A 20,186-nucleotide genomic window follows, 5' to 3' on the forward strand; every position below is an offset into this window, starting at 1 on the left:
GGTGGGCCTTAGAACGTGTTTACGATCTCGCGAGCTAAGCCGTAGCGGTTGAATAAGCGGAATGTACGAGGGCGCACGAGCATTCCGGATGCCGGCGCTCGCCGTGCCACGTCTCACGAAGCGCAGCAGACTTTGAACGGATTCCTTTGAACGGATGCTTAGTGGCGTAGATAGGCGAACAACCCCACCAGCGCGATACAGGCGATCAATGCCGCATGCAGCAAGACTTCCTCCTGTCGGGCGCTGAGCCGCCATTTGATATGGCGTTTGCCCGCCGGGGGCAGATTGGGCGAAAAATGCTGATAAAACGCGCTGGGACTTCGATCTACGGAGTCTGGATGGCCGCTTTTCATGAGAAATAACTCTGAAGTTGTCGGGTGTAAGCAATTTTACACCCGCCACTCTATGCTTTTTACATTTTTTTCACAAGTTCGGCTTGCCAGCCGGCGGCCCGGCGTTTTATTCGCGGCCGGGCTGACTCAGGTCAAACCCCAACACCGCCCGCCTGGAAGCCTATCAGCACATTCACCGCGTTGACGCCAATGTCGTCCACCATATAGCCCCCTTCCATCACAAACAACGTTGGCAGGCCCAGTTTGGCGATGCGCGCCCCCAAGCGCAGGAAGTCCTCGCTTTCCAGGCGGAACTGGCTGATCGGATCATCCTTGAAGGTGTCCACGCCCAGCGACACTACCAGCGCGTCCGGCGCATAGGCAGCTATCTGACCGCAAGCATGGTCCAAGGCCTCGCCATACGCCGGCCAGCCGGTGCCGTGCGGCAGCGGGTAATTCTGATTGAAGCCCAGGCCGGCGCCGGCGCCGGTTTCGTCGCGATGGCCGGAAAAATACGGATAGGAATATTTGGGGTCGCCGTGCAGGGACAGGAACATCACGTCGTCGCGCTGGTAGAAAATGCTCTGTCCGCCGTTGCCGTGATGGTAGTCCACATCCAGCAGCGCCACCTTGCCGGCGCCGCCGTCCAGACAGGACTGCGCGGCGATCGCCGCATTGTTCAGATAGCAATAGCCGCCCATATACTCGGCCGCCGCGTGGTGGCCGGGCGGCCTGCACAAGGCGAAGGCGCTTCTCTCTCCCGCCAGCAAAGCGTCCATTCCAGTCAAGGCCACGTCGGCGCTCGCGCGCGCCGCCTTCCAGGACCCCGCGGTGATCGCCACCCCGGCGTCCATCGCGTAAAAACCCAATTTGCCGTCGATAAACTCCGGTTCGATATCGCCGCGCAAATCGCGCACCGGCCAAATCAACGGCAACGCGTCATGGCTGCGCCCGATCGCCGTCCACTCATCCCAGGCCCGCTCCAAAAAACGAACATAGCGCGGGCTGTGAACCCGGGCGTAGCGAACGCTGTCGTATTCGCCCGGCGCGGCCACCGGGCCCAAGCCCGTCGCCCTCACGCGCGCCAAGATGGTGTCCGCCCGCCCCGGCTGCTCAAAACAAGGCATCAACACCCCATCCTTCAACTCGCAACCGTGATGCAGATGATGCGCGTCGCTGTAAATCGTCAGCATCGTCAACCCTCCTTGTTTGCTTTTCGATTAAATAAGGAAAGCCCCAGTATGCGCCGCGGCCGCTGGAATAGTTTTGCTTTTACCCCGTCTTGGGCGCTAATCTAGAGCAAGAAATCAATGATATTGGCGATAATTGAGTATGAATAGACTTAAAAATTCACTAGATGAAACGGATCTAACCCTTCTAAGGCTATTGCAACAGGATGGCGCCATGTCCAATCCCAAGCTGGCCGAACGGCTATCCCTCAGCGTCACTCCATGCTGGCGTCGGTTGAAGCGACTGGAGGAAGCCGGCTACATCAAGGACTACCAGGCCAATCTGGACCGCCGCAAACTGGGCTACGACGTGCTGGCCTTCGTCCGACTCAGCTTCGGAGAACACGCTGATGACGCCCCCAACCGCTTTGAAGATCAGATGCGAGAACGCCCGGAAGTGCTGTCCTGCCACAAAATCACCGGCGACGCCGACTACCTGCTGCAAGTCGTCGCGCCCAATCTGGACGCGTACAGCGACTTCATCGAAACCGTTTTGCGCCGCACGCCGGGCCTGCACTCCATCCATTCCAGCCTGGCGCTGCGCGAAGTCAAGGCCGGCAGCCGGCTCCCCATCTAAACGGAAACATTCACCGGGTTCGTCGAGCGACGAAAGGCTGCGGCTGACAGCCAATGCCAAGCCTTGCGTTGGAACACGGTCAATCAACAGGCGGGGCAATATCCTCGCCTTGACCAACAGCACTCGACCATGGCCGGGTAATCGGGCATTTTTACGCCTGTCCACTCAAGCCTGCTTGTTTGACAGCTCCCGTTTTCCGAGGCATCCCAAGTCAAACACTCACCACCCCCTATTCAGCGCTCGAACACAAGGGAGAACCCGCCCATGATTACCGTCCACCACTTGAACAACTCCCGCTCGCAACGTGTGCTCTGGCTGCTGGAGGAGTTGAATCTTCACTACCGAATTCAACACTACCAGCGCGATCCGCACACCCTGCTTGCTCCGCCGGAACTCAAGGCGCTACATCCGCTGGGCAAGTCGCCGGTGATCAGCGACGGCGAACTGACCTTGGCCGAGTCCGGCGCCATCGTCGAATACCTGGTGGACACTTACGGCTCCGGCCGGCTCAAACCCGCCTCAGCCGCGCCGGAACACAGCGATTACCTGTTTTGGCTGCACCACGCCGAAGGCTCGCTGATGCCGCCGCTGGTGATGAGCCTGGTGTTCTCGCGCTTGGACCTGCCACCGGTGCCCTGGCTGCTGCGGCCGCTGGCGCGCAAACTGGCCGCCGGCGTCCGCCGCGCCTATCTGCAGCCTCAGTTGGATGCGCTGTTGAATCACGCCGACCGCAGCCTGGCACGCAGCGGCTGGTTTGCCGGCCCCGTCTTCAGCGCCGCCGACATCCAGATGAGTTTTCCGCTGGAGGCGGCCCGCGCACGCGGCTTCCTGACCCAAGAGCATCCGAATGTGCTGGACTTCCTTCAACGCATCCACGCGCGCCCGGCTTATCGAGCCGCGCTGGAAAAAGGCGGGCCTTACGCTTACGGCGCCGATTAAAGGCGTGATATTAATTAACCAATCAAAGCCGGAGAATATCTCCAACATGGGCCGCCTTGCTTAAGGCAATGCGGCTCTTCTTTTCATCCCCCTCCATGCTCACGGCTTATTTAGTGTTGCGGCGCACACAAAAATGTAAAAAAGTCTGATTAAGGATTGCCTATCCTCTCAAAGCCCCCTATACTCCGGGCATCTCAAATACTGCAAAGGTTCATCGTGGACAACGACGGAAGTAGTCGATCTTGTATCGCAACGCCGTCTTGCAGGATTTAGCAGAACCTTTTCTCTGCCACATCCTGCAATGACAGGGTGTGGTGTCTAAAAATTCGGCAACAACGCACATCAGCGGCGCGCCCATAGCGCAGTCCAGTGCGAGCCGGAGCCCAGGCCAAACGGCCGCCCATTTCAGACATCCCCAGATTCGCGCCGCGCGGGCGATTTACCGCCTGATTGCGCACGGATTCCCTTTGACGGCGTTTGCCTTCGGATCTTCGTCGCGTCCTCCTTGCATCGCCAACGGGAGGAATCATCATGCGCTTGATCACCAAACTGGCAGCCTTGCTGCGCCCAGGCAAAACCACCGCCCCGGCCGCCGTTTACCAGTTGAATATTTTTTGCGTCCATGCGGACCTGACCATGCTGCGCGTGCAAGCAGCCAAACAGCTGCACGCCCGCGGCCTGGAAGTGGAACGCATTGCCCTGACCGCCGGCGATAACGACCTGGCCTGTTTGAGCGTGCTGTTCGCCTGCCCCGACGTGGCCAGCCGTTGCCTGAACCAGCTTGCCGCGCATTTTTGCCAGCTGCCGCAGGTAAACCGAGTTCACTGGGCGCGCCATGCACAGCGCCCGCGCGTGCCCAATCGCGCCTTTTTGCTGGCCCAACGAGCCCACTTGGCGCACTAAGCAACCCTAATTATTTCCGTGCGCGGACAAATCCGCGCATCCTTGAAACGCAAACGCTGCCAGCCAGCAGGAGGTTCTGATGTTGATTGAAGACCCTGAACCGCGACCGCGCCGGCCTTTGGTGTATTGCTGATCTGAGCCTCTCCCTTATTGCGACAGCGGGACCGGCCAATTAGCCGCCGCCGACCATCGCAATCGACCATTGAATATATTTTCATTTCTGCGTCTATAAAACACAGAAAGGGAATAATGCTGTCTGTCGCATTTTCAAAATGAAAATGAGGGAGTGAAATATGCGCCACAATAAACTGGCTTGGTTATTTAATTATCTCGCGCGCACCCCAAGCAAACGCCAAGACGAAACTAGCTGCCATTTGAATGTGACTTGCGACATCCCGGTGATTACCGCGCTGCGCAAGCAATTATTCTGGGAAATGCACACCCTGGGCCTGGCGGCGACCCACGTCACCATTACGCCCGCCTCCGCCGCAGGCCAAGCCTGCCTGAGCGTACGGCTGGATTGCCCGGTGGCCCTGCGCCGCGCCTTCAACGAAATGGCCTTGCGCCTGAGCAAAATGCCGGAAATCCATCGCGTGCGCTGGGGCCGCCGCAAGCCGGAGACGCGGGCGACGCCCCGTCGCTGGGCGGCCAGCGCCTGAACATTCGATCAATGCCCGCCGCGCTGTTGCGCGCCGTTCAACCCTCTTCGCCAAGAAAGGCCAGCCATGTCTGAAGAACCGGAACCCCGATCTTGCAGACCCGAGGCCGCCCGCACCGCCTGATCTCCCCCGCCTGACGGCGGCGAGATAGGCTCGCGCGCCTCGCCACCGTCAAACACAACCCTGTCATTGCATGCCGTAAGGCAGGGACCGGCACGTCTAAACGCGACGGAAGCCGGATCGCAAGGAGATCGCCATGAACGACATCATCCGCCACAACATCCGGCCGCAGCGTTATCAACTGTCGGTCATCTGCCCCACGCAAGCGGTCAAGGCCGCTCGCCGGGAAATCCGTGCCGCCGCGCAGGGGCACGGACTGAAAGTGTCCAGCTGGAACGAAACCCTGCTGGTTGGCGAGTGCCAGGCCTCCGGCGCGCCCGCCAACTGGATGCTGGCCACGGAGTTCCGCTCCCGCGGCGACGCCTCCATGCACTTTCTCGAGGCCATCATGCAAAGGCTCGGCAACCTACCGCTGGCCCGAGTCCGGTTGGACATCTTGCCCGGTCAGGTCCGGCCAGAGTGGTCCGCCGGGGTCCGCCCGCTGGCTCAACCCTGATTCATCGTCCCGCGCCGGCCTCCGCTCATCCGTGGCGGCGCGGGATTTTCAAGCTTCCATTTCTCATAAGGAAACACCATGACCGACGACAGTTACCCGCGACCGCCCGCCCTGCACACACAGACAACAACGCAGGCGGGCGCCAACCTCGAACCCAGAACACCCGCAACACCCCCCGTGCTGCGTCCGCCAGATACCCGGCCGGCCTAAACAGCCACGGCCGCACTGCGCGGGACACGCGCGCAGGAGACGAAACAATGACGAAACACACTAGCAGCCGACACAAGCTGAAAGGCTATGTCGCTACCCCTAGCGCAAAACAGGAAAAACCGGTCATCCGCGCAGTACAGGAAGCCGACAGCTCCGTAGAAGAAACCCTGCAACGCGTACGCGGCCACGAAGACGGCCTGACCATGGCGGAGGCGCATCAGCGCTACGCCCAGTTCGGCCCCAACGAAGTGGCCCACGACAAGGCGCCGCACCCGCTGATTCAACTGGCGCAAGCCTTCAAAAACCCCTTTGTCGTCGTCCTGATGGTGCTAGCCGCCATCAGCTATTTCACCGACGTCTATTTCGCCGCTCCGGGCGACCAAGAGTGGACCGGCATCATCATCCTGCTGACCATGGTCAGCATCAGCGGCCTGCTGCGCTTCTGGCAGGAGTTCCGTTCCGCCAGGGCGGCGGAAAAGCTGAAATCGCTGGTGCGCAACACCGCCACCGTGCAACGACGTCCGGCCAACGGCAGCAGCCCAATCCGTCAGGAAATCGGGATGAGCGAGCTGGTGGTCGGCGATATCGTCCACCTGCAAGCCGGCGACATGATCCCGGCCGACATCAAACTGATCGAATCCCGCGATCTGTTCATCAGCCAGGCCGTGTTGACCGGCGAAGCACTGCCGGTGGAAAAGTACGACACTCTGGGCGCGGTGGCCGAGAAATCGGCCAATGGCCAGGCCAACGGCGATGCCGATCTGCTTGATCTGCCCAATGTCTGCTTCATGGGCACCAACGTGGTCAGCGGCAAGGCTTCCGCCATCGTGGTGGCCACCGGCACCGATACCTACTTCGGCTCGCTGGCCCGCAACGTGGTCAGCCACAAGCGCGTGGAAACCAGCTTCGACCGCGGCGTCAGCAGCGTATCCTGGCTGCTAATCCGCTTCATGCTGGTGATGGTGCCCGTGGTGTTCATGATCAACGGTCTGACCAAGGGCGACTGGATGTCCGCCCTCACCTTCGCGCTGGCGGTGGCCGTGGGCCTGACCCCGGAAATGCTGCCCATGATCGTGTCCGCCAACCTGGCCAAGGGCGCGGTGGCGATGGCGCGGCGCAAGGTTGTGGTCAAACGCCTGAACTCTGTGCAGAACTTCGGCGCAATGGACGTGCTGTGCACCGACAAGACCGGCACCCTGACCCAGGACAAGATCATCCTGGAACACCATTACAATATCCATGGGCTCAAAGACGAGGGCGTGCTGCAACTGGCCTGGCTAAACAGCTTCCACCAGAGCGGCATGAAGAACCTGATGGATATTGCCGTGGTGGAACATGCCGACGAACTGGGCAACCGCGTCAAGCCCAGCGGCTACGACAAGGTGGACGAAATGCCGTTCGATTTCGTGCGCCGCCGGCTGTCGGTGATCGTGGAAAACCAGCGCGGCCGCCAGTTGATGATCTCCAAGGGCGCGGTGGAAGAAATGCTGGCCGTCTCCAGCCATGTGCAGGACGGCGAACAGATCAGACCGCTGACCACCGAGGAGCGCGCCGCCCTGCTCAAACGCAGCCAGGATTACAACGCCGAGGGCTACCGCGTGCTGCTGGTCGCCACCCGCGACATTCCGGCCGAAGAAGCCAAGCGCAACTACAAAACCAATGACGAGGCCCAATTGGTGGTGCGCGGCTTCCTGACCTTCCTCGACCCACCGAAGGACTCCGCCGCGCCGGCTATCCGCGCGCTGAAGGAATATGGCGTGGCGGTCAAAGTCCTGACCGGCGACAACCCCATCATCACCGCCAAAGTGTGCCGCGACGTCGGCCTCAGCCCCGGCGTGCCCTTGGTCGGCAAAGACATCGAGGCGATGGACGATGTGGCACTGTGCAGCGCGGTAAAACACACCACCATCTTCGCCAAGCTGACCCCACTGCAGAAGTCGCGGGTGGTCAAGGCCCTGCAGGCCAACGGCCATACCGTCGGCTTCCTCGGCGACGGCATCAACGACGCGCCGGCGCTGCGCGACGCCGACGTCGGCATCTCGGTGGATAGCGGCGCGGACATCGCCAAGGAGACCGCCGACATCATCTTGCTGGAAAAGAGCCTGATGGTGCTGGAAGAAGGCGTGATCAAGGGCCGGGAAACCTTCGGCAACATCCTCAAGTACCTGAACATGACTGCCAGTTCCAACTTCGGCAATGTGTTCTCGGTGCTGGTGGCCTCGGCCTGGCTGCCGTGGGAACCGATGCTGGCGATGCACCTCTTGATCCTGAACCTGATCTACGACGTGTCGCAGATGGCGCTGCCCTGGGACAAGATGGATCCCGACTTCCTGAAAAAGCCGCGCAAATGGGAAGCCAACAACATCAAGCGCTTCATGCTGTGGATAGGCCCCACCTCCTCGGTATTCGACATCACCACCTATGCTCTGATGTGGACGGTGTTCGGCGCCGGCGCGGCCTACTACGCAGGCCAACCGCACGGTGTCAGCGACGGCGGCGCCAGCATCATGCACTCCGGCTGGTTCATTGAAAGCCTGGTGTCGCAGACTCTGGTGGTACACATGCTGCGCACGCGCAAAATCCCCTTCCTGCAAAGCACCGCCTCGCTGCCGGTCCTGCTGTCCACCACGCTGGCCATCGCCATCGGCTGCTACCTGCCGTTCTCGCCGCTGGCGGAGAGCATAGGCTTCGTCAAGCTGGACCTCAGCTACTTCTGGTGGTTGCTGGCCACCATGCTCGGCTATATAGCACTGGCCCAGACGGTGAAAACCATCTACATCAAACGTTACAACCGCTGGTTCTGAGCGCTGCCCGCCCGCGATCCCAACCCCGCTCCGGCGGGGTTTTTTTCGCGCGCCGCCCCGCCATTCACAGCCCGGACCCGGGCTGGCACAATCGCCCCTGCCCCTTCGATAAGGAAATCCCATGCAACTGCCAACCCTGCGCCGCGCCCAGCAATGCTTCAAAAGCCTGCTCGCGCTTTCCATCGCCCTGTTCGGCCTCTTGGCCGCCAGCGGCAACCTCCTGGACTACGATAGCAACTGGCAGTTCGTGCGCCATGTGCTGGCCATGGACAGCATGGAACCCTGGTTTAACGGCCAGGCGCTGAAGGGACGCGCCATCACCCATCCCGGCTGGCAGCAAGCCGCCTATCTGGCCATCATCGCCGGCGAGCTGGCCTTCGGTCTGATCTGCGCCTGGGGAGGCAGCGCCATGCTGCGCGGCGCGCTATGCGGACGCGAGGAGGCTTATCTGCGAGGCAAGACGCTATTCACGCTGGGTTGCATTCCGGCGCTGCTGGTCTGGTACACCGGCTTTGCGGTGATAGGCGGCGAATACTTCGCCATGTGGGCCAGCCAGTGGAACGGTCAGATGAAGGCCTACGCCTTCATCGGCTTCATCCTGCTAAGCCTGGTTTACCTGTCGCAGCCGGAAGCGGCGGAACGCTAGCCCTCCCGGCAACGGCGGCGGCCCTCGTATATCATGAACCATGCCGACTCCCCCATCAGCGCCATGATGTCCCGCCGCCTAACCCTGCCCGCCCGCATCAGCCGCTGGCTATTGATCGGCGTCGCCGCGCTGCTGCCGCTGGCCGTCATCACCCCCATCGTCTATTGGCAGGAAAGCAACCGGCTGCGACAGCAGGCCACCCTGCAAACAGGTCAAGCGGAAAGCATGCTGGACTTGATGCTGGACTACGCGGCTCAGGCCGCCAACACCGTGGCCCCGCTGACCAAGCAGCCATGCCCGCAAATAGAACAAGCTCTGCGCAAACAAGTCACCATCGTGCCCTTCATCCGCAGCGTCACGCTGGAACGCGGCGGCATTCTCTATTGTTCCTCGCTGTTCGGCGTCTACCACAGACAGATCTCGTCGCCGGACAAACCGCGCCCGGAAACCGAGCTGCGCTTGATGTCCGGCAACGAGTTGACGCCAGGCCGTCCGCTGATCATTTACCGCAAGCAAGCGGGGCCGACGGCCATCTACATCGCCATTGACGGCGTGCATCTGCAATTCAGCCTGGACATGGCCAGCGACTACAGCCCGGTTTACATGCGCGTGGGGCCGCTCTGGATAGGGCCGGATCACGCGGTGCACGCCAACCCCAGCCCGCCCTTCGACCTGATTACGATAGAACGCGCCTCCTCCCGCCACCCCTACACCCTGGTCAGCGGCTTCAACCACCACGACCTCTACCGCCAGATGGCCAGCAGCTACGAACTGGTCTTTCTCAGCATGGCGGCCTTGGGCCTGGTGCTGGCCGCCGCGCTGCACTGGCAACTAAGCCGGCCGGCTTCGCCCACCGTCGAACTGCAGCGCGCGCTGGACAACGGGGAATTCGAGCCCTTTTTACAGCCCGTGGTACGTACCGACGGGCTGGGCTGGCAAGGCGCGGAAGCGCTGATGCGCTGGCGCCATCCGCGGGATGGCTTGATCCGGCCGGACCTGTTCATTCCACGCGCCGAGGACTGCGGCATGATCGTGCCGATGACGCGGCAGATGATGCGCCAGTTGGCGCGAACTCTGGGACGAAGCCGACTGCCGCCGCAGTTCCACCTGGGCATCAACATCACCGCCGCCCATCTGCGCGACGACGCTTTGCTGGCCGACTGCCGACAGTTTCTCGCCCACTTCCCGCCGGGAGAGCTGAATCTGGTGCTGGAACTAACGGAAAGAGAGATGGTGGAGCCCACTCCCGAGACCTGTGAACGGCTGGCGCGGCTGCGCGAACTAGGCGTGAAGATAGCGATAGACGATTTTGGCACCGGCCACTCCAGCCTGGTCTATCTGCAACAGCTGCCGCTGGACGGCATCAAGATAGACAAGAGCTTCACCGCCAGCATCGGCGCGGACGCGCCGTCTAGCCACATCGTCGACAGCGTGACCGAGCTGGCGCACAAATTGAAGCTGGAAATCGTGGCGGAAGGCGTGGAGACCGAAGCCCAGCGCGCCTACCTGGCTCGTCTGGACGTGGGTTGGCTGCAAGGTTACCTGTTTGCGCGACCGATGCCGCTGCGCGAATTTCTGCAGCGTCCGGAGCTGGACGCCGCGCGCGCGGCGTCCAGCTCCGGCCCGGCGCTTTAGCGCCGGCTTTCCTTGCAGTCGTCCAGTAATACCTTGTCGGTGATTTCGTCGCGCAGCGTGCCTTCCGGCCCCTTGGTCCACCAGCTGTATTGCTCGGCTGCGTATTTGGCGCCGGAACCGGACACCACATTGCTCAACAACATGGCTTTGCCCTTGATCGGCAATACCGCGAAACTCTGCCCGTTCTTGACGTTGTAATACTTGACCGCCAACTTGGCGCCACCGGCGCAAACGTAGTTGACGACCTGGCGCTGACCAGCCTGGATCTCCGGCAAGGTAAGCGGTTTGGCCAGCGCGACGGCGCTGCTCAGGGTCAGCGCGGCAAACAAGATGGATTTCATGGTTCAACTCCTAGAATGACGAACTGCGGCTTGCTCTTGGCAAATGGGGATAGACCGGGCTCTCTCGGTTTTGTTCAGCGCAGCTCAGCGGGCGCCCGCCTCCGCCAGCATGGCGGCAACGCCGGACAGCCCCCGGCGGCGAGCATGTTGCAAGGCGGTTACACCGTCGCGATCCGCCAGATTCAGATCCGCCTTGGCCGCGATCAGTTGCCGGACGATGTCGCGATGCTGCGCGCTGTCCGCTCCCAAAATCGCCACTTCCAGCAAGCAGGTCCAACCCAGCTGGTTTACGTGATTGAGCTTGACCCCCGCGGCAATCAATTGCCGCGTCGCTTCCGCGTGGCCTCGTTCGCAGGCGGGGATCAACGCCGTGCCTTGATAACGATTGGTGCTGGCCAGGTCCGCACCGTACCGCAGCATCATGCCCAGAATCTCATTCCTGCCCTGGGCGCCGGCCAATAGATAGGGACTGTCCTGCTGCTTATCCTTGGCGTTCACATCCGCGCCACCCTCCATCAACAAGCGCGCCGCCTCCGGATGATTGCCCCAAGTCGCCAGCAGCAAGGGCGTGCGCTGGCGGGCATCGCGGATATCCACCGGCGCGCCCGCGCGCAACAAGCGCCGCACTTCAGGCGCGTCCCCACGGCCGGCCGCCGCCAATAAGGCTTGGCCGCCGTCGGCGCCGGCGGGGAGGGAGACGGCCAAAACCATCGATAACAGGATTTTCACTTGCCAATGCATTGCCTTCTCCTCGCTCAATTCAAACGATTAAAATGGGAGCGCCACCGTAGCGTGGCATGCCGCGCCAGCGGGATAAAAACAAAGCCCGCCGGCCGGCGGGCTTTGACGACGCTGAGGCGAAAACTCAGCCGTGCATGCGGGCGAAGTCCTGCATGAAGTTAGCCAGCGATTTGACGCCCTCTATCGGCATCGCATTGTAGATGGAGGCGCGGATGCCGCCCACCGCGCGATGCCCTTTCAGCTGGATCAAGCCGTTCTTGCGCGCTTCCAGCAGGAAGGTTTCTTCCAGCCCTTCATCCTTGAGCCGGAACACCACGTTCATCCGCGAGCGGAACGGCGCGTCGATATGGGTGTGGTAGAAGCCTCCGCTGGACTCGATCACATGATTGAGCAGTCCGGCCTTCTCCTCGTTGCGCGTGGCGATGGATTTGACGCCCCCCTGTTCCTTCAGCCATTTGAACACCAGGCCGGAGATGTAGATCGGAAAGGTAGGCGGGGTGTTGTACATCGAATCGGCGTCGGCGTGCACCTGGTAATTGAGCATGGTGGGCAGGTCGGCGCGGGCCTTGCCCAGCAGATCTTCGCGCACGATCAGCACCACTAGGCCGGACGGACCGATGTTCTTTTGCGCCCCGGCGTAGATCAGGCCGAACTGGCTGACGTCCACCTCCCGCGACAGGAAGTCCGAGGACATGTCGCAAACCAGCGGCACGTCCGGCAGACTTTGCGGCACGAAGGGGAATTGCAAGCCGCCTATGGTCTCGTTGGAGGTGTAATGCAGATAGGCCGCCTTGGGGTCGCGCTGCCAGCCGGCTTCGTCCGGCACGTAGGCGAAGTTGCGGTCCTCGCTGCTGGCCGCCACATTCACCTTGGCGTAGCGACGCGCCTCTTTAATCGCCAGCTTGGACCAGTGGCCGGTATTGACGATGTCCACGCTGTCGCGCTCGCCCAGCAGGTTAAGCGGCACCTGGGCGAACTGCAGCGAAGCGCCGCCCTGCAGGAACAGCACTTTGTAGTTGGCGGGAATGCCCATCAACTCGCGCAGGTCGTGCTCGGCGTCATGGATGATTTCCATGAACTCCTTGCCGCGATGGCTCATTTCCATCACGCACATGCCGGAGCCGTGCCAATCCAGCATTTCGCTTTGCGCTTCGGCCAGCACCTGATGAGGCAGCACGGCGGGGCCGGCGGAGAAGTTGTACACTTTGGCCATGTTCATCCTCTATTTGCGTTGACGGCCCTTGGCGCCCGCACCGGCGAACTCCGGGCCTTGGTATGCGAAGGCCCGATCGCTAAGCGCCGGGCCTTTGTTATAGTTTACTGACTGAGCAGGAAGTGGGCTCTCGCCACGGCAACCGGTTTTCGCCGGTCTTCTTGCCAGGCTTCGATCAACACATTGGCCACCCGCTTGCCCTGCTTGGTGATCTCGCACTTGGCGTACAGGGTTTGCGGCCGGCCCGGGCGCAGATAGTCCAGCGAAAAGTCGACGATCTTCGGCGTTTCCTGCGATTCGCGGATCCACATCAGATGCAGCATCGCCGCGCTCTCCAGAAAACCGCCGATCAGTCCGCCGTGCAGCGCCGGCAGGGCCGTATTGCCGACGTTGCGCTCGGCGAACGGCAACTGGAACAGCAACTCGCCGGCGTCGTCCTCGCCCAACTCCACCCCCATCAACTTGATATAGGGCAGCTCGTCCACGATGAGCGCATAGGCCTTTTGATCCCGCAAGGCGTTGAAACGTTCCATGAAGCGGCTCATGCGGCGGCCTCCGGCAGCATCGGCGTGCGGCTGGATTCCCGCATGAAGGTGGCCACGCCGTGGGCGATCGGATCGCTGGGCGATTCGTGATAACACACGGCGCGGGTAAAGGCGATCTGGCTGGCCAGGCGGTAGCATTCCGCCCGGCAGAAGATAGGCTTTCCCGGCGTGGCCGCCTTTAGGTAGTCGATGCGCAGATCCAGCGTGGCGATGGTTTCCAGCTCAGGCAGATGCGCCATCACCGCCACCGCGCTGCAGGTATCCACCAGCGAGGTGATCACCCCGCCGTGCAAAGTGCCGGTGGCCGGGTTGCCGACCAGGTCCTCACGCCAGTCCACCTTCAAGGTGGGCTTGCGCCCCTCGGTGCCGATGTATTGGAAACCCAGGGTGCGACAGTGCGGAAAGGAGACGAAAAGCTGGCTCATCGCCTCCAGCACTTCGGGATTGGCCGGCGTCGGAATCATGCCTCGCCGCCCTCGTCCGCAGCCTCGACGCCGTCTTCGCCTTCCAGCGCGTCCGTCTCGTCGTCGCTATCGCCCTCGGCCACTTTCTCCAGGCCGATCAGCTGCTCGCCTTCGTCCAGATTGATCAGGCGCACGCCCTGAGCGGAACGGCCGGTTTCGCGCACTTCCGCCACCTTGGTGCGGATCAGCACGCCGCCGGTGGTGATCAGCATCACGTCGTCGGTTTCCTCCACCAGGCTGGCGGCCACCAGCTTGAAGCCGGTCTTGTCGGTCAGGTCCATGGCGATCACGCCCTGGGTGCCGCGGCTGGTCAGGCGGAAATCGCCGGTGCGGGTGCGCTTGCCGTAACCGCCGTTGCTGGCGGTCAGCACCATTTGGTCTTCGGAATTGGTCACCAGCAGGGAAATCAGCTTCTGGCCTTCGCCCAGCTTCATGCCGCGCACGCCTCTGGAAGTGCGCCCCATCGGCCGCACCTGGCTTTCGCTGAAGCGCACCGACTTGCCGGCATCGGAGAACAGCATCACCTGATCGCCCTCAACCGGCAGGCCGTCCTCGATCAGTTCGCCTTCGCCTACTACGATGTCCTCTTCGACAATGACATCGTCATCCTCGTCGCCCTGGCCCGCCACGCTCTTGCCGCAGGTCAGCGCCACGCCTACCAGGTAGTTGCCCTCGTCCAGATTGATGGCGATGATGCCCGCCGCGCGCGGCTTGGAGAAGGCGCGCAACGGCGTCTTCTTCACGGTGCCGTCGGCGGTGGCCATGAACACGTACTGGTCGTCGCGGAACTCCTTGACCGGCAACAGCGCATTGATCTTCTCGCCCTCTTCCAGCGGCAGCACGTTGACCATGGGCTTGCCGCGGCTTTGGCGGCCGCCCTGCGGCAGGTCATAGACCTTGCGCCAGTAGCAGCGGCCGCGGCTGGAGAAGCACAGCACGAAGTCGTGGGTATTCGCCACGAACAGCGTGTCGATGAAATCGTTGTCCTTGGTGGCCGCCGCCTGCTTGCCTCGACCGCCGCGGCGCTGGGCGCTGTAGTCGTCGATGGGCTGCGCCTTGATGTAGCCGGTGTGGGAGATGGTCACCACCATGTCCTGCGGGGTGATCAGATCCTCGATGTTGATGTCGCCGCCGAAAGGCTCAATCTCGGAGCGGCGCGCGTCGCCGAACTGGGCGCGGATGGCAGCAAGCTCCTCGCCGATGATCTGGTTGATGCGTTCCGGCTTGGCCAGGATGTCCAGCAAGTCCAGAATCACCGCCATGATGTCGCGGTATTCGGCGACGATCTTGTCCTGCTCCAGGCCGGTCAGGCGCTGCAAGCGCATTTCCAGAATCGCCTGGGCCTGGGCGTCGGACAAACGGTAGCCGCTGGCCTTGAGGCCGAACTCTTCCGCCAGTCCGTCCGGACGCGCCTTGTCCTGATCGACGCGGGACAGCATTTCCTCCACCAGCGGGGAGCGCCATTCGCGGCCCATCAGCGCGACCTTGGCTTGCGGCGGGGTTTCCGACGCCTTGATCAACGCGATGATTTCATCGACGTTGGACAGCGCGACGGCCAGGCCTTCCAGGATGTGGCCGCGTTCGCGCGCCTTGCGCAGTTCGAAGATGGTCCGGCGGGTCACCACTTCGCGGCGGTGACGCAGGAACTCCACCAGGATCTGCTTCAGGTTCAGCAAGCGCGGCTGGCCGTCCACCAGCGCCACCATATTGATGCCGAAGCTGTCCTGCAGCTGGGTCAGCTTGTACAGGTGGTTGAGCACCACTTCCGGCATTTCGCCGCGCTTAAGCTCGATCACCACGCGCATGCCGGACTTGTCGGATTCATCGCGCAAGTCGGAAATGCCTTCGATCTGCTTGTCGCGCACCAGCTCGCCGATGCGCTCCAGCAGGCGCGCCTTGTTCACCTGATACGGAATCTCGTCGACGATGATGGCCTGGCGGTCGCCCTTGCCGATGTCTTCGAAATGGACGCGCGCGCGCATGATCACGCGACCGCGGCCGGTGCGGTAGCCTTCCTTGACGCCGGCGGTGCCGTAGATAATGCCGGCCGTGGGGAAGTCCGGCGCCGGAATGATGTCGATCAGCTCGTCAATGGTCAGTTCGCTGTTGGCCAGCAAGGCCAGGCAGGCATCCACCACCTCGTTGAGGTTGTGCGGCGGAATATTGGTGGCCATGCCCACGGCAATGCCGGAGGAGCCGTTGATCAGCAGATTGGGGATTTTGGCCGGAAGGATTAGCGGCTCGTGTTCGGAGCCGTCGTAGTTGGGACCGAAGTCCACGGTTTCCTTCTCGATGTCGGCCAGAAGCTCATGGGCGATGCGCGCCATGCGAATCTCGGTGTAACGCATTGCGGCGGCGTTGTCGCCGTCCACCGAACCGAAGTTGCCCTGACCATCCACCAAGGGGTAGCGCAGCGAAAAGTCCTGCGCCAGGCGCACGATGGTGTCGTATACCGCGCTATCGCCGTGCGGGTGGTATTTACCGATCACGTCGCCAACGATACGCGCCGATTTTTTGTACGCGCGGTTCCAGTCGTTGGACAGCTCGTGCATGGCGTACAGCACCCGACGGTGCACCGGCTTCAGACCATCTCGCACATCAGGCAAGGCGCGACCCACGATCACGCTCATCGCGTAATCCAGATAGGAACGGCGCATCTCCTCTTCGAGGCTGATGGGGATGGTTTCCTTGGCGAACAGGTTATCGGTCATAGTTTCTTGATTCGTAAGGATGAACAGGCCGCCCTGCGATTGCGGGTGCATTCACGCGCCCGCCGCAGGGCGGCCAGCATAGGTAATGACAGCTCGTATTCTATCACGAAACGGTCATCTTCAACCGACTTCCGTCAGTCCGGGCCGGGCTCTTCAGGCTCTTCCGCGCCCTCGTCTTCCATCGCGCCCAGTTTAAGATGCTGCTGTAATTGCTTGTTATTGCGCACCCCCAGCTTGCGCAAGCGCTCGGCGCTGGCCACCAGATTTCCGCGGCCGCCGGACAACTGCTTCATCGCATCGCCAAAGCTGTCGCGAGCCACGTCCAACTGCTTGCCCAATTTTTCCAAATTGGCGGCGAAGCCGACGAATTTGTCGTACATTGCCCCGCCCTGGCGGGCGATCTCCTGCGCGTTTTGGTTCTGGTATTCATAGCGCCAGATGCTGGCCACGGTGCGCAAGGTCGCCAGCAGGGTGCTGGGGCCGACGATCATGATGCGGCGTTCGAAAGCCTCGTTGAACAAGCTCATGTCCTGCTGCACCGCCAGCAGGTAGGCCGGCTCCACCGGAATGAACATGAACACGAAGTCCAGGGTGTTCAGCCGGTACAGGTCCTGGTAGCGCTTTTCCGACAGCGTGCGGATGTGATTGCGGATGGCCGCGACATGGGCCTTCATTTCCGTCGCCCGTTCCGCCTCGTCCTCGGCGGCGGTGTAGCGCACATAGGCGTTCAGCGACACCTTGGAATCCACCACCAGTTGCTTGCCTTCCGGCAGGTCTATCACCACGTCCGGCTGGTAGCGACGGTTGCCGTCCTCGCCGGCCACCACGTCGGACACTTGCACCCGGTACTCGCGATCCTTCTGCAGGCCAGAGGTTTCCAGCACTCGCTCCAGCACCATCTCCCCCCAAGAGCCCTGCGCCTTGCTGCTGGCGCCGGTCAAGGCCTTGGTCAGCGCGATGGCGTCGTCGCCCAGCCGGCTGTTGAGCTCTTGCAAGCGCTTGAGCTCCGCCTCCAGCGACAAGCGCCCCTGGCTGTCTTTTTCATAACTGTCCTGCACCAGCTTGCCGAAATCCTGCAACCGCTGCTGCAAGGGCCCGAGCAGGTGACCGAGGTTCTGCTGATTTTGCTCGGTGAAGCGCTTAGCCTTCTCTTCCAGGATGTCCCCGGCCAAGGCCTTGAACTGTCCAGCCATGCTTTCGCGCGCTTCGGTCAGCAAGGCCAGCTTCTCGGCGTTCTGGCCGCGCTCCTGCTCCAGCAGCGTCATCAGTTCCTGCTCGCGCGCAGTGAGCCGGGTCAACTCCGTGTTCAGTTGCTCCAAGCGTTCCGCCTGTCTGCCGCGCTGCTGACGCATATCTTCCAGTTGCTTGACATGCTCCTGCATCGCCGACCAATAGGCGGCGGCCTGCTGCTGAGCCTCCGCCAGCTTGGCTTCCTTATGCCGCGCCTCCTGCAACAACTCCTTGGCGCTTTCCAGCTGCGCTGTCTGCGTGGCTAGGCGTTGCATCCAATCCTGTAACTCCAACTCGCGCCGGCGCGCGCCCATGATCCTGGCTGCGGCCCAGCCTCCCAAACCCGCGACCAGCGCAGCCAATATCGCTACCAACGGCATGCTCATTGCCGGGCTCTCCATAAATGAATTAAAGCGGCGCTCCAGAACAACAAGGCCAGCGCGAGAAACACACCGAATAGCTGCAAAGGCTCACGCCAGACGGCTTCGGCCGGGGCGAGCCACACGCAAACGCTGAAAACCACGGCAAGAACGCCGCTACCCCATTTGAGCGCCGCGCCGAACCGCCCCCTGCTCAACACTCCCCAGGCCATCAGCAAGAGCAGGATGGCCAACACCAGCGGCCAAGCGAGCCAGGCCAGCAGCCACGCCAACTCCCAGAGCGCAAGATCGTTAAACACCCAATCCCTTCCGCTCCAGGTCCGCCTCCGCCCAGTGCTGCAAATACACTTGCAACTCCTTGCGGCCCTGCCACTCGTTGGCGATCAGCTGGTACACCGCATCGACATTGTCCGGCAGCCACTCCACCTGATTGAACAGCATGGCGTCGAACTCCTCGCCGTCGCGCGCCAGCCGCAGCTTCAGGTGCTTGTCGCCGACTACGCGCTGGCTCATCACCGCGAAACGGTCGTGAAAATACGGCACCGGGAAGCCCTGGCCCCACACCTCGGCCGCCAATTGCTCGGCGAAGGCCAGGTTCAATTCGCGCGGCGCCAGGCTGCCGTCGGTTTCTATGGTGCGGGTCAGATGGCGCTCCTCCAACAACTCGCGCGCCACTGCCTCGAAGGCGCGCTGAAATTCGTCGAAGCGAGTCTGTTGCAGGCTTAGGCCGGCCGCCATCGCATGGCCGCCGAACTTGAGAATCAGGCCGGGATGGCGCTTGAACACCAGGTCCAGCGCGTCGCGCAGATGGAAGCCGGGAATCGAGCGACCGGAACCCTTAATCTCTCCGTTGTCGCCGGGCGCGAACACGATGGCCGGCCGGTGGAAGCGCTCCTTGAGCCGGGAAGCGACGATGCCGACCACGCCCTGATGCCAGTCGTCGCGGAACAGGCTTAGCGTATAACGGTTGTCGGCGTCGATGCCGGACAGCGCCGCCAGCGCCTCGTCCTGCATGCCGTGTTCTATGCTGCGCCGCTCGCGGTTGAGCTGATCCAGCTGCTGCGCCAGCCGCTGCGCCTGCTCCTCGTTGCCGGACAGCAGGCAGGCGATGCCCAGGCTCATATCGTCCAGCCGGCCGGCGGCGTTCAGACGCGGGCCCAGCGTGAAGCCCAGATCAAAAGTGTTGGCCTTGTAATGGGCGCGACCGGCGACGCGGAACAAGGCGGCGATGCCCGGCGCCATGCGGCCGGCGCGCATGCGTTTGAGGCCGTTTTCCACCAGGGTGCGATTGTTCCGGTCCAGCCGCACCACGTCGGCCACCGTGCCCAGCGCCACATAATCCAGCAGTTCTCCCAGATTGGGCTGACTACGCTCGTCAAACACCCCGCGCCGGCGCATTTCGGCGCGCAGCGCCAGCAACACGTAGAACATCACCCCTACGCCGGCCAGGTTCTTGGACGGAAATTCGCAGCCGGGCTGATTGGGGTTGACGATCAAGGCCTCAGGCAGCACATCGCCGGGCAAGTGGTGATCGGTGACCAGCACTTCGATGCCGCGCGCCTTGGCGGCGAGCACGCCGTCCACGCTGGCGATGCCGTTGTCCACGGTGACGATGATGTCCGGGTTTTGACGCGCGGCCAGCTCAACGATCTCCGGGGTCAGGCCGTAACCGTACTCAAAGCGGTTGGGCACGATGAAATCCACGCGCGCGCCCAGCATGGACAAGCCCTTGACCGCCACCGCGCAGGCGGTGGCGCCATCGGCGTCGTAATCCGCCACCACCAACAGGCGTTGACGGCCGGCGATGGCGTCGGCCAGGCGCTCCGCCATCGGCTGGATGTTTTTCAGGTTTTGATAAGGCAGCAAGGCCTTGAGGCCGTAATCCAGCTCGGCGCAGTCGCAAATGCCGCGCGCGGCGTACAGCCTCGCCATCAACGGGCTCAAGCCCTGGCGCAGCAATTGTTCGTGAGTGTCGACGGGAATGCTTCGGGAAACGATTTGGGACATGTTT

The 20,186-nt window shown here is 62.3% G+C and carries 19 protein-coding genes; 8 read left to right on the forward strand and 11 right to left on the reverse strand.

Going from position 1 to position 20,186, the window contains the following annotated elements; genetic code table 11:
• Positions 1 to 158: 158 nt before the first annotated feature.
• Together B0T39_RS02710 and B0T39_RS02715 are read right to left on the reverse strand one after the other, a co-directional pair.
• Complete coding sequence (locus B0T39_RS02710) at positions 159 to 353, reverse strand: hypothetical protein (protein WP_081544689.1); 195 nt, start codon at positions 351 to 353, stop codon at positions 159 to 161.
• A 131-nt stretch (positions 354 to 484) separates the two neighbouring features.
• Positions 485 to 1,525 (reverse strand): histone deacetylase family protein, encoded by a 1,041-nt coding sequence (locus B0T39_RS02715; RefSeq protein ID WP_081544690.1) that lies wholly within the window; start codon positions 1,523 to 1,525, stop codon positions 485 to 487.
• 139 nt (positions 1,526 to 1,664) lie between these two features.
• Between B0T39_RS02715 and B0T39_RS02720 the strand changes: the two genes are divergently transcribed.
• From B0T39_RS02720 to B0T39_RS02755, 8 genes are all read left to right on the forward strand, one after another.
• On the forward strand, positions 1,665 to 2,138 hold the full coding sequence (locus tag B0T39_RS02720; RefSeq protein WP_176219467.1) for an Lrp/AsnC family transcriptional regulator: 474 nt from the start codon (positions 1,665 to 1,667) through the stop codon (positions 2,136 to 2,138).
• Between the two features lie 264 nt (positions 2,139 to 2,402).
• Positions 2,403 to 3,077: a glutathione S-transferase family protein gene (locus tag B0T39_RS02725; RefSeq protein WP_081544692.1), complete on the forward strand. Its 675-nt coding sequence runs from the start codon at positions 2,403 to 2,405 to the stop codon at positions 3,075 to 3,077.
• A gap of 531 nt (positions 3,078 to 3,608) precedes the next feature.
• Positions 3,609 to 3,980, forward strand: a complete 372-nt coding sequence (locus B0T39_RS02730; protein WP_048414716.1) for a hypothetical protein — start codon at positions 3,609 to 3,611, stop codon at positions 3,978 to 3,980.
• Between the two features lie 293 nt (positions 3,981 to 4,273).
• Positions 4,274 to 4,639, forward strand: a complete 366-nt coding sequence (locus B0T39_RS02735) for a hypothetical protein (RefSeq protein ID WP_081544693.1) — start codon at positions 4,274 to 4,276, stop codon at positions 4,637 to 4,639.
• A gap of 256 nt (positions 4,640 to 4,895) precedes the next feature.
• Positions 4,896 to 5,255 carry a hypothetical protein gene (locus B0T39_RS02740; protein ID WP_081544694.1) on the forward strand — a complete coding sequence of 120 codons (360 nt, stop codon included), beginning with the start codon at positions 4,896 to 4,898 and terminating at the stop codon, positions 5,253 to 5,255.
• A 257-nt stretch (positions 5,256 to 5,512) separates the two neighbouring features.
• Complete coding sequence (mgtA, locus tag B0T39_RS02745) at positions 5,513 to 8,269, forward strand: magnesium-translocating P-type ATPase (protein ID WP_081544695.1); 2,757 nt, start codon at positions 5,513 to 5,515, stop codon at positions 8,267 to 8,269.
• 121 nt (positions 8,270 to 8,390) lie between these two features.
• The gene (locus tag B0T39_RS02750; RefSeq protein ID WP_081544696.1) at positions 8,391 to 8,915 is read left to right on the forward strand and encodes a DUF2165 family protein; all 525 of its coding nucleotides are present in this window, start codon (positions 8,391 to 8,393) and stop codon (positions 8,913 to 8,915) included.
• Between the two features lie 33 nt (positions 8,916 to 8,948).
• Positions 8,949 to 10,550 (forward strand): EAL domain-containing protein, encoded by a 1,602-nt coding sequence (locus B0T39_RS02755; protein WP_081544697.1) that lies wholly within the window; start codon positions 8,949 to 8,951, stop codon positions 10,548 to 10,550.
• Here the strand turns inward: B0T39_RS02755 and B0T39_RS02760 are convergent.
• The 9 genes from B0T39_RS02760 to recJ all read right to left on the reverse strand — a co-directional run bounded on the left by B0T39_RS02760 (position 10,547) and on the right by recJ (position 20,182).
• Positions 10,547 to 10,891: an MliC family protein gene (locus B0T39_RS02760; protein ID WP_081544698.1), complete on the reverse strand. Its 345-nt coding sequence runs from the start codon at positions 10,889 to 10,891 to the stop codon at positions 10,547 to 10,549. The genes B0T39_RS02755 and B0T39_RS02760 overlap by 4 nt on opposite strands.
• Positions 10,892 to 10,975: 84 nt before the next feature.
• The gene (locus B0T39_RS02765) at positions 10,976 to 11,632 is read right to left on the reverse strand and encodes an ankyrin repeat domain-containing protein (RefSeq protein WP_081544699.1); all 657 of its coding nucleotides are present in this window, start codon (positions 11,630 to 11,632) and stop codon (positions 10,976 to 10,978) included.
• 124 nt (positions 11,633 to 11,756) lie between these two features.
• Positions 11,757 to 12,845 carry a 3-phosphoserine/phosphohydroxythreonine transaminase gene (gene serC, locus B0T39_RS02770; protein WP_081544816.1) on the reverse strand — a complete coding sequence of 363 codons (1,089 nt, stop codon included), beginning with the start codon at positions 12,843 to 12,845 and terminating at the stop codon, positions 11,757 to 11,759.
• Positions 12,846 to 12,949: 104 nt separating this feature from the next.
• Positions 12,950 to 13,390, reverse strand: a complete 441-nt coding sequence (locus B0T39_RS02775; RefSeq protein ID WP_081544700.1) for a PaaI family thioesterase — start codon at positions 13,388 to 13,390, stop codon at positions 12,950 to 12,952.
• The gene (locus B0T39_RS02780) at positions 13,387 to 13,854 is read right to left on the reverse strand and encodes a PaaI family thioesterase (protein ID WP_081544701.1); all 468 of its coding nucleotides are present in this window, start codon (positions 13,852 to 13,854) and stop codon (positions 13,387 to 13,389) included. Before B0T39_RS02780 ends, B0T39_RS02775 begins: the two co-directional genes overlap by 4 nt.
• Positions 13,851 to 16,565 carry a DNA gyrase subunit A gene (gene gyrA, locus B0T39_RS02785; protein ID WP_081544702.1) on the reverse strand — a complete coding sequence of 905 codons (2,715 nt, stop codon included), beginning with the start codon at positions 16,563 to 16,565 and terminating at the stop codon, positions 13,851 to 13,853. The genes B0T39_RS02780 and gyrA overlap by 4 nt, the downstream gene beginning before the upstream one ends.
• A gap of 134 nt (positions 16,566 to 16,699) precedes the next feature.
• Positions 16,700 to 18,181, reverse strand: a complete 1,482-nt coding sequence (rmuC, locus tag B0T39_RS02790) for a DNA recombination protein RmuC (RefSeq protein WP_081544703.1) — start codon at positions 18,179 to 18,181, stop codon at positions 16,700 to 16,702.
• Positions 18,178 to 18,474 (reverse strand): hypothetical protein, encoded by a 297-nt coding sequence (locus B0T39_RS02795; RefSeq protein WP_081544704.1) that lies wholly within the window; start codon positions 18,472 to 18,474, stop codon positions 18,178 to 18,180. Before B0T39_RS02795 ends, rmuC begins: the two co-directional genes overlap by 4 nt.
• Positions 18,467 to 20,182 (reverse strand): single-stranded-DNA-specific exonuclease RecJ, encoded by a 1,716-nt coding sequence (gene recJ / locus B0T39_RS02800; RefSeq protein ID WP_081544705.1) that lies wholly within the window; start codon positions 20,180 to 20,182, stop codon positions 18,467 to 18,469. Before recJ ends, B0T39_RS02795 begins: the two co-directional genes overlap by 8 nt.
• Between the last annotated feature and the right edge of the window lie 4 nt (positions 20,183 to 20,186).

It is taken from the genome of Chromobacterium haemolyticum, assembly GCF_002081825.1.
Taxonomy (GTDB): domain Bacteria; phylum Pseudomonadota; class Gammaproteobacteria; order Burkholderiales; family Chromobacteriaceae; genus Chromobacterium; species Chromobacterium fluminis.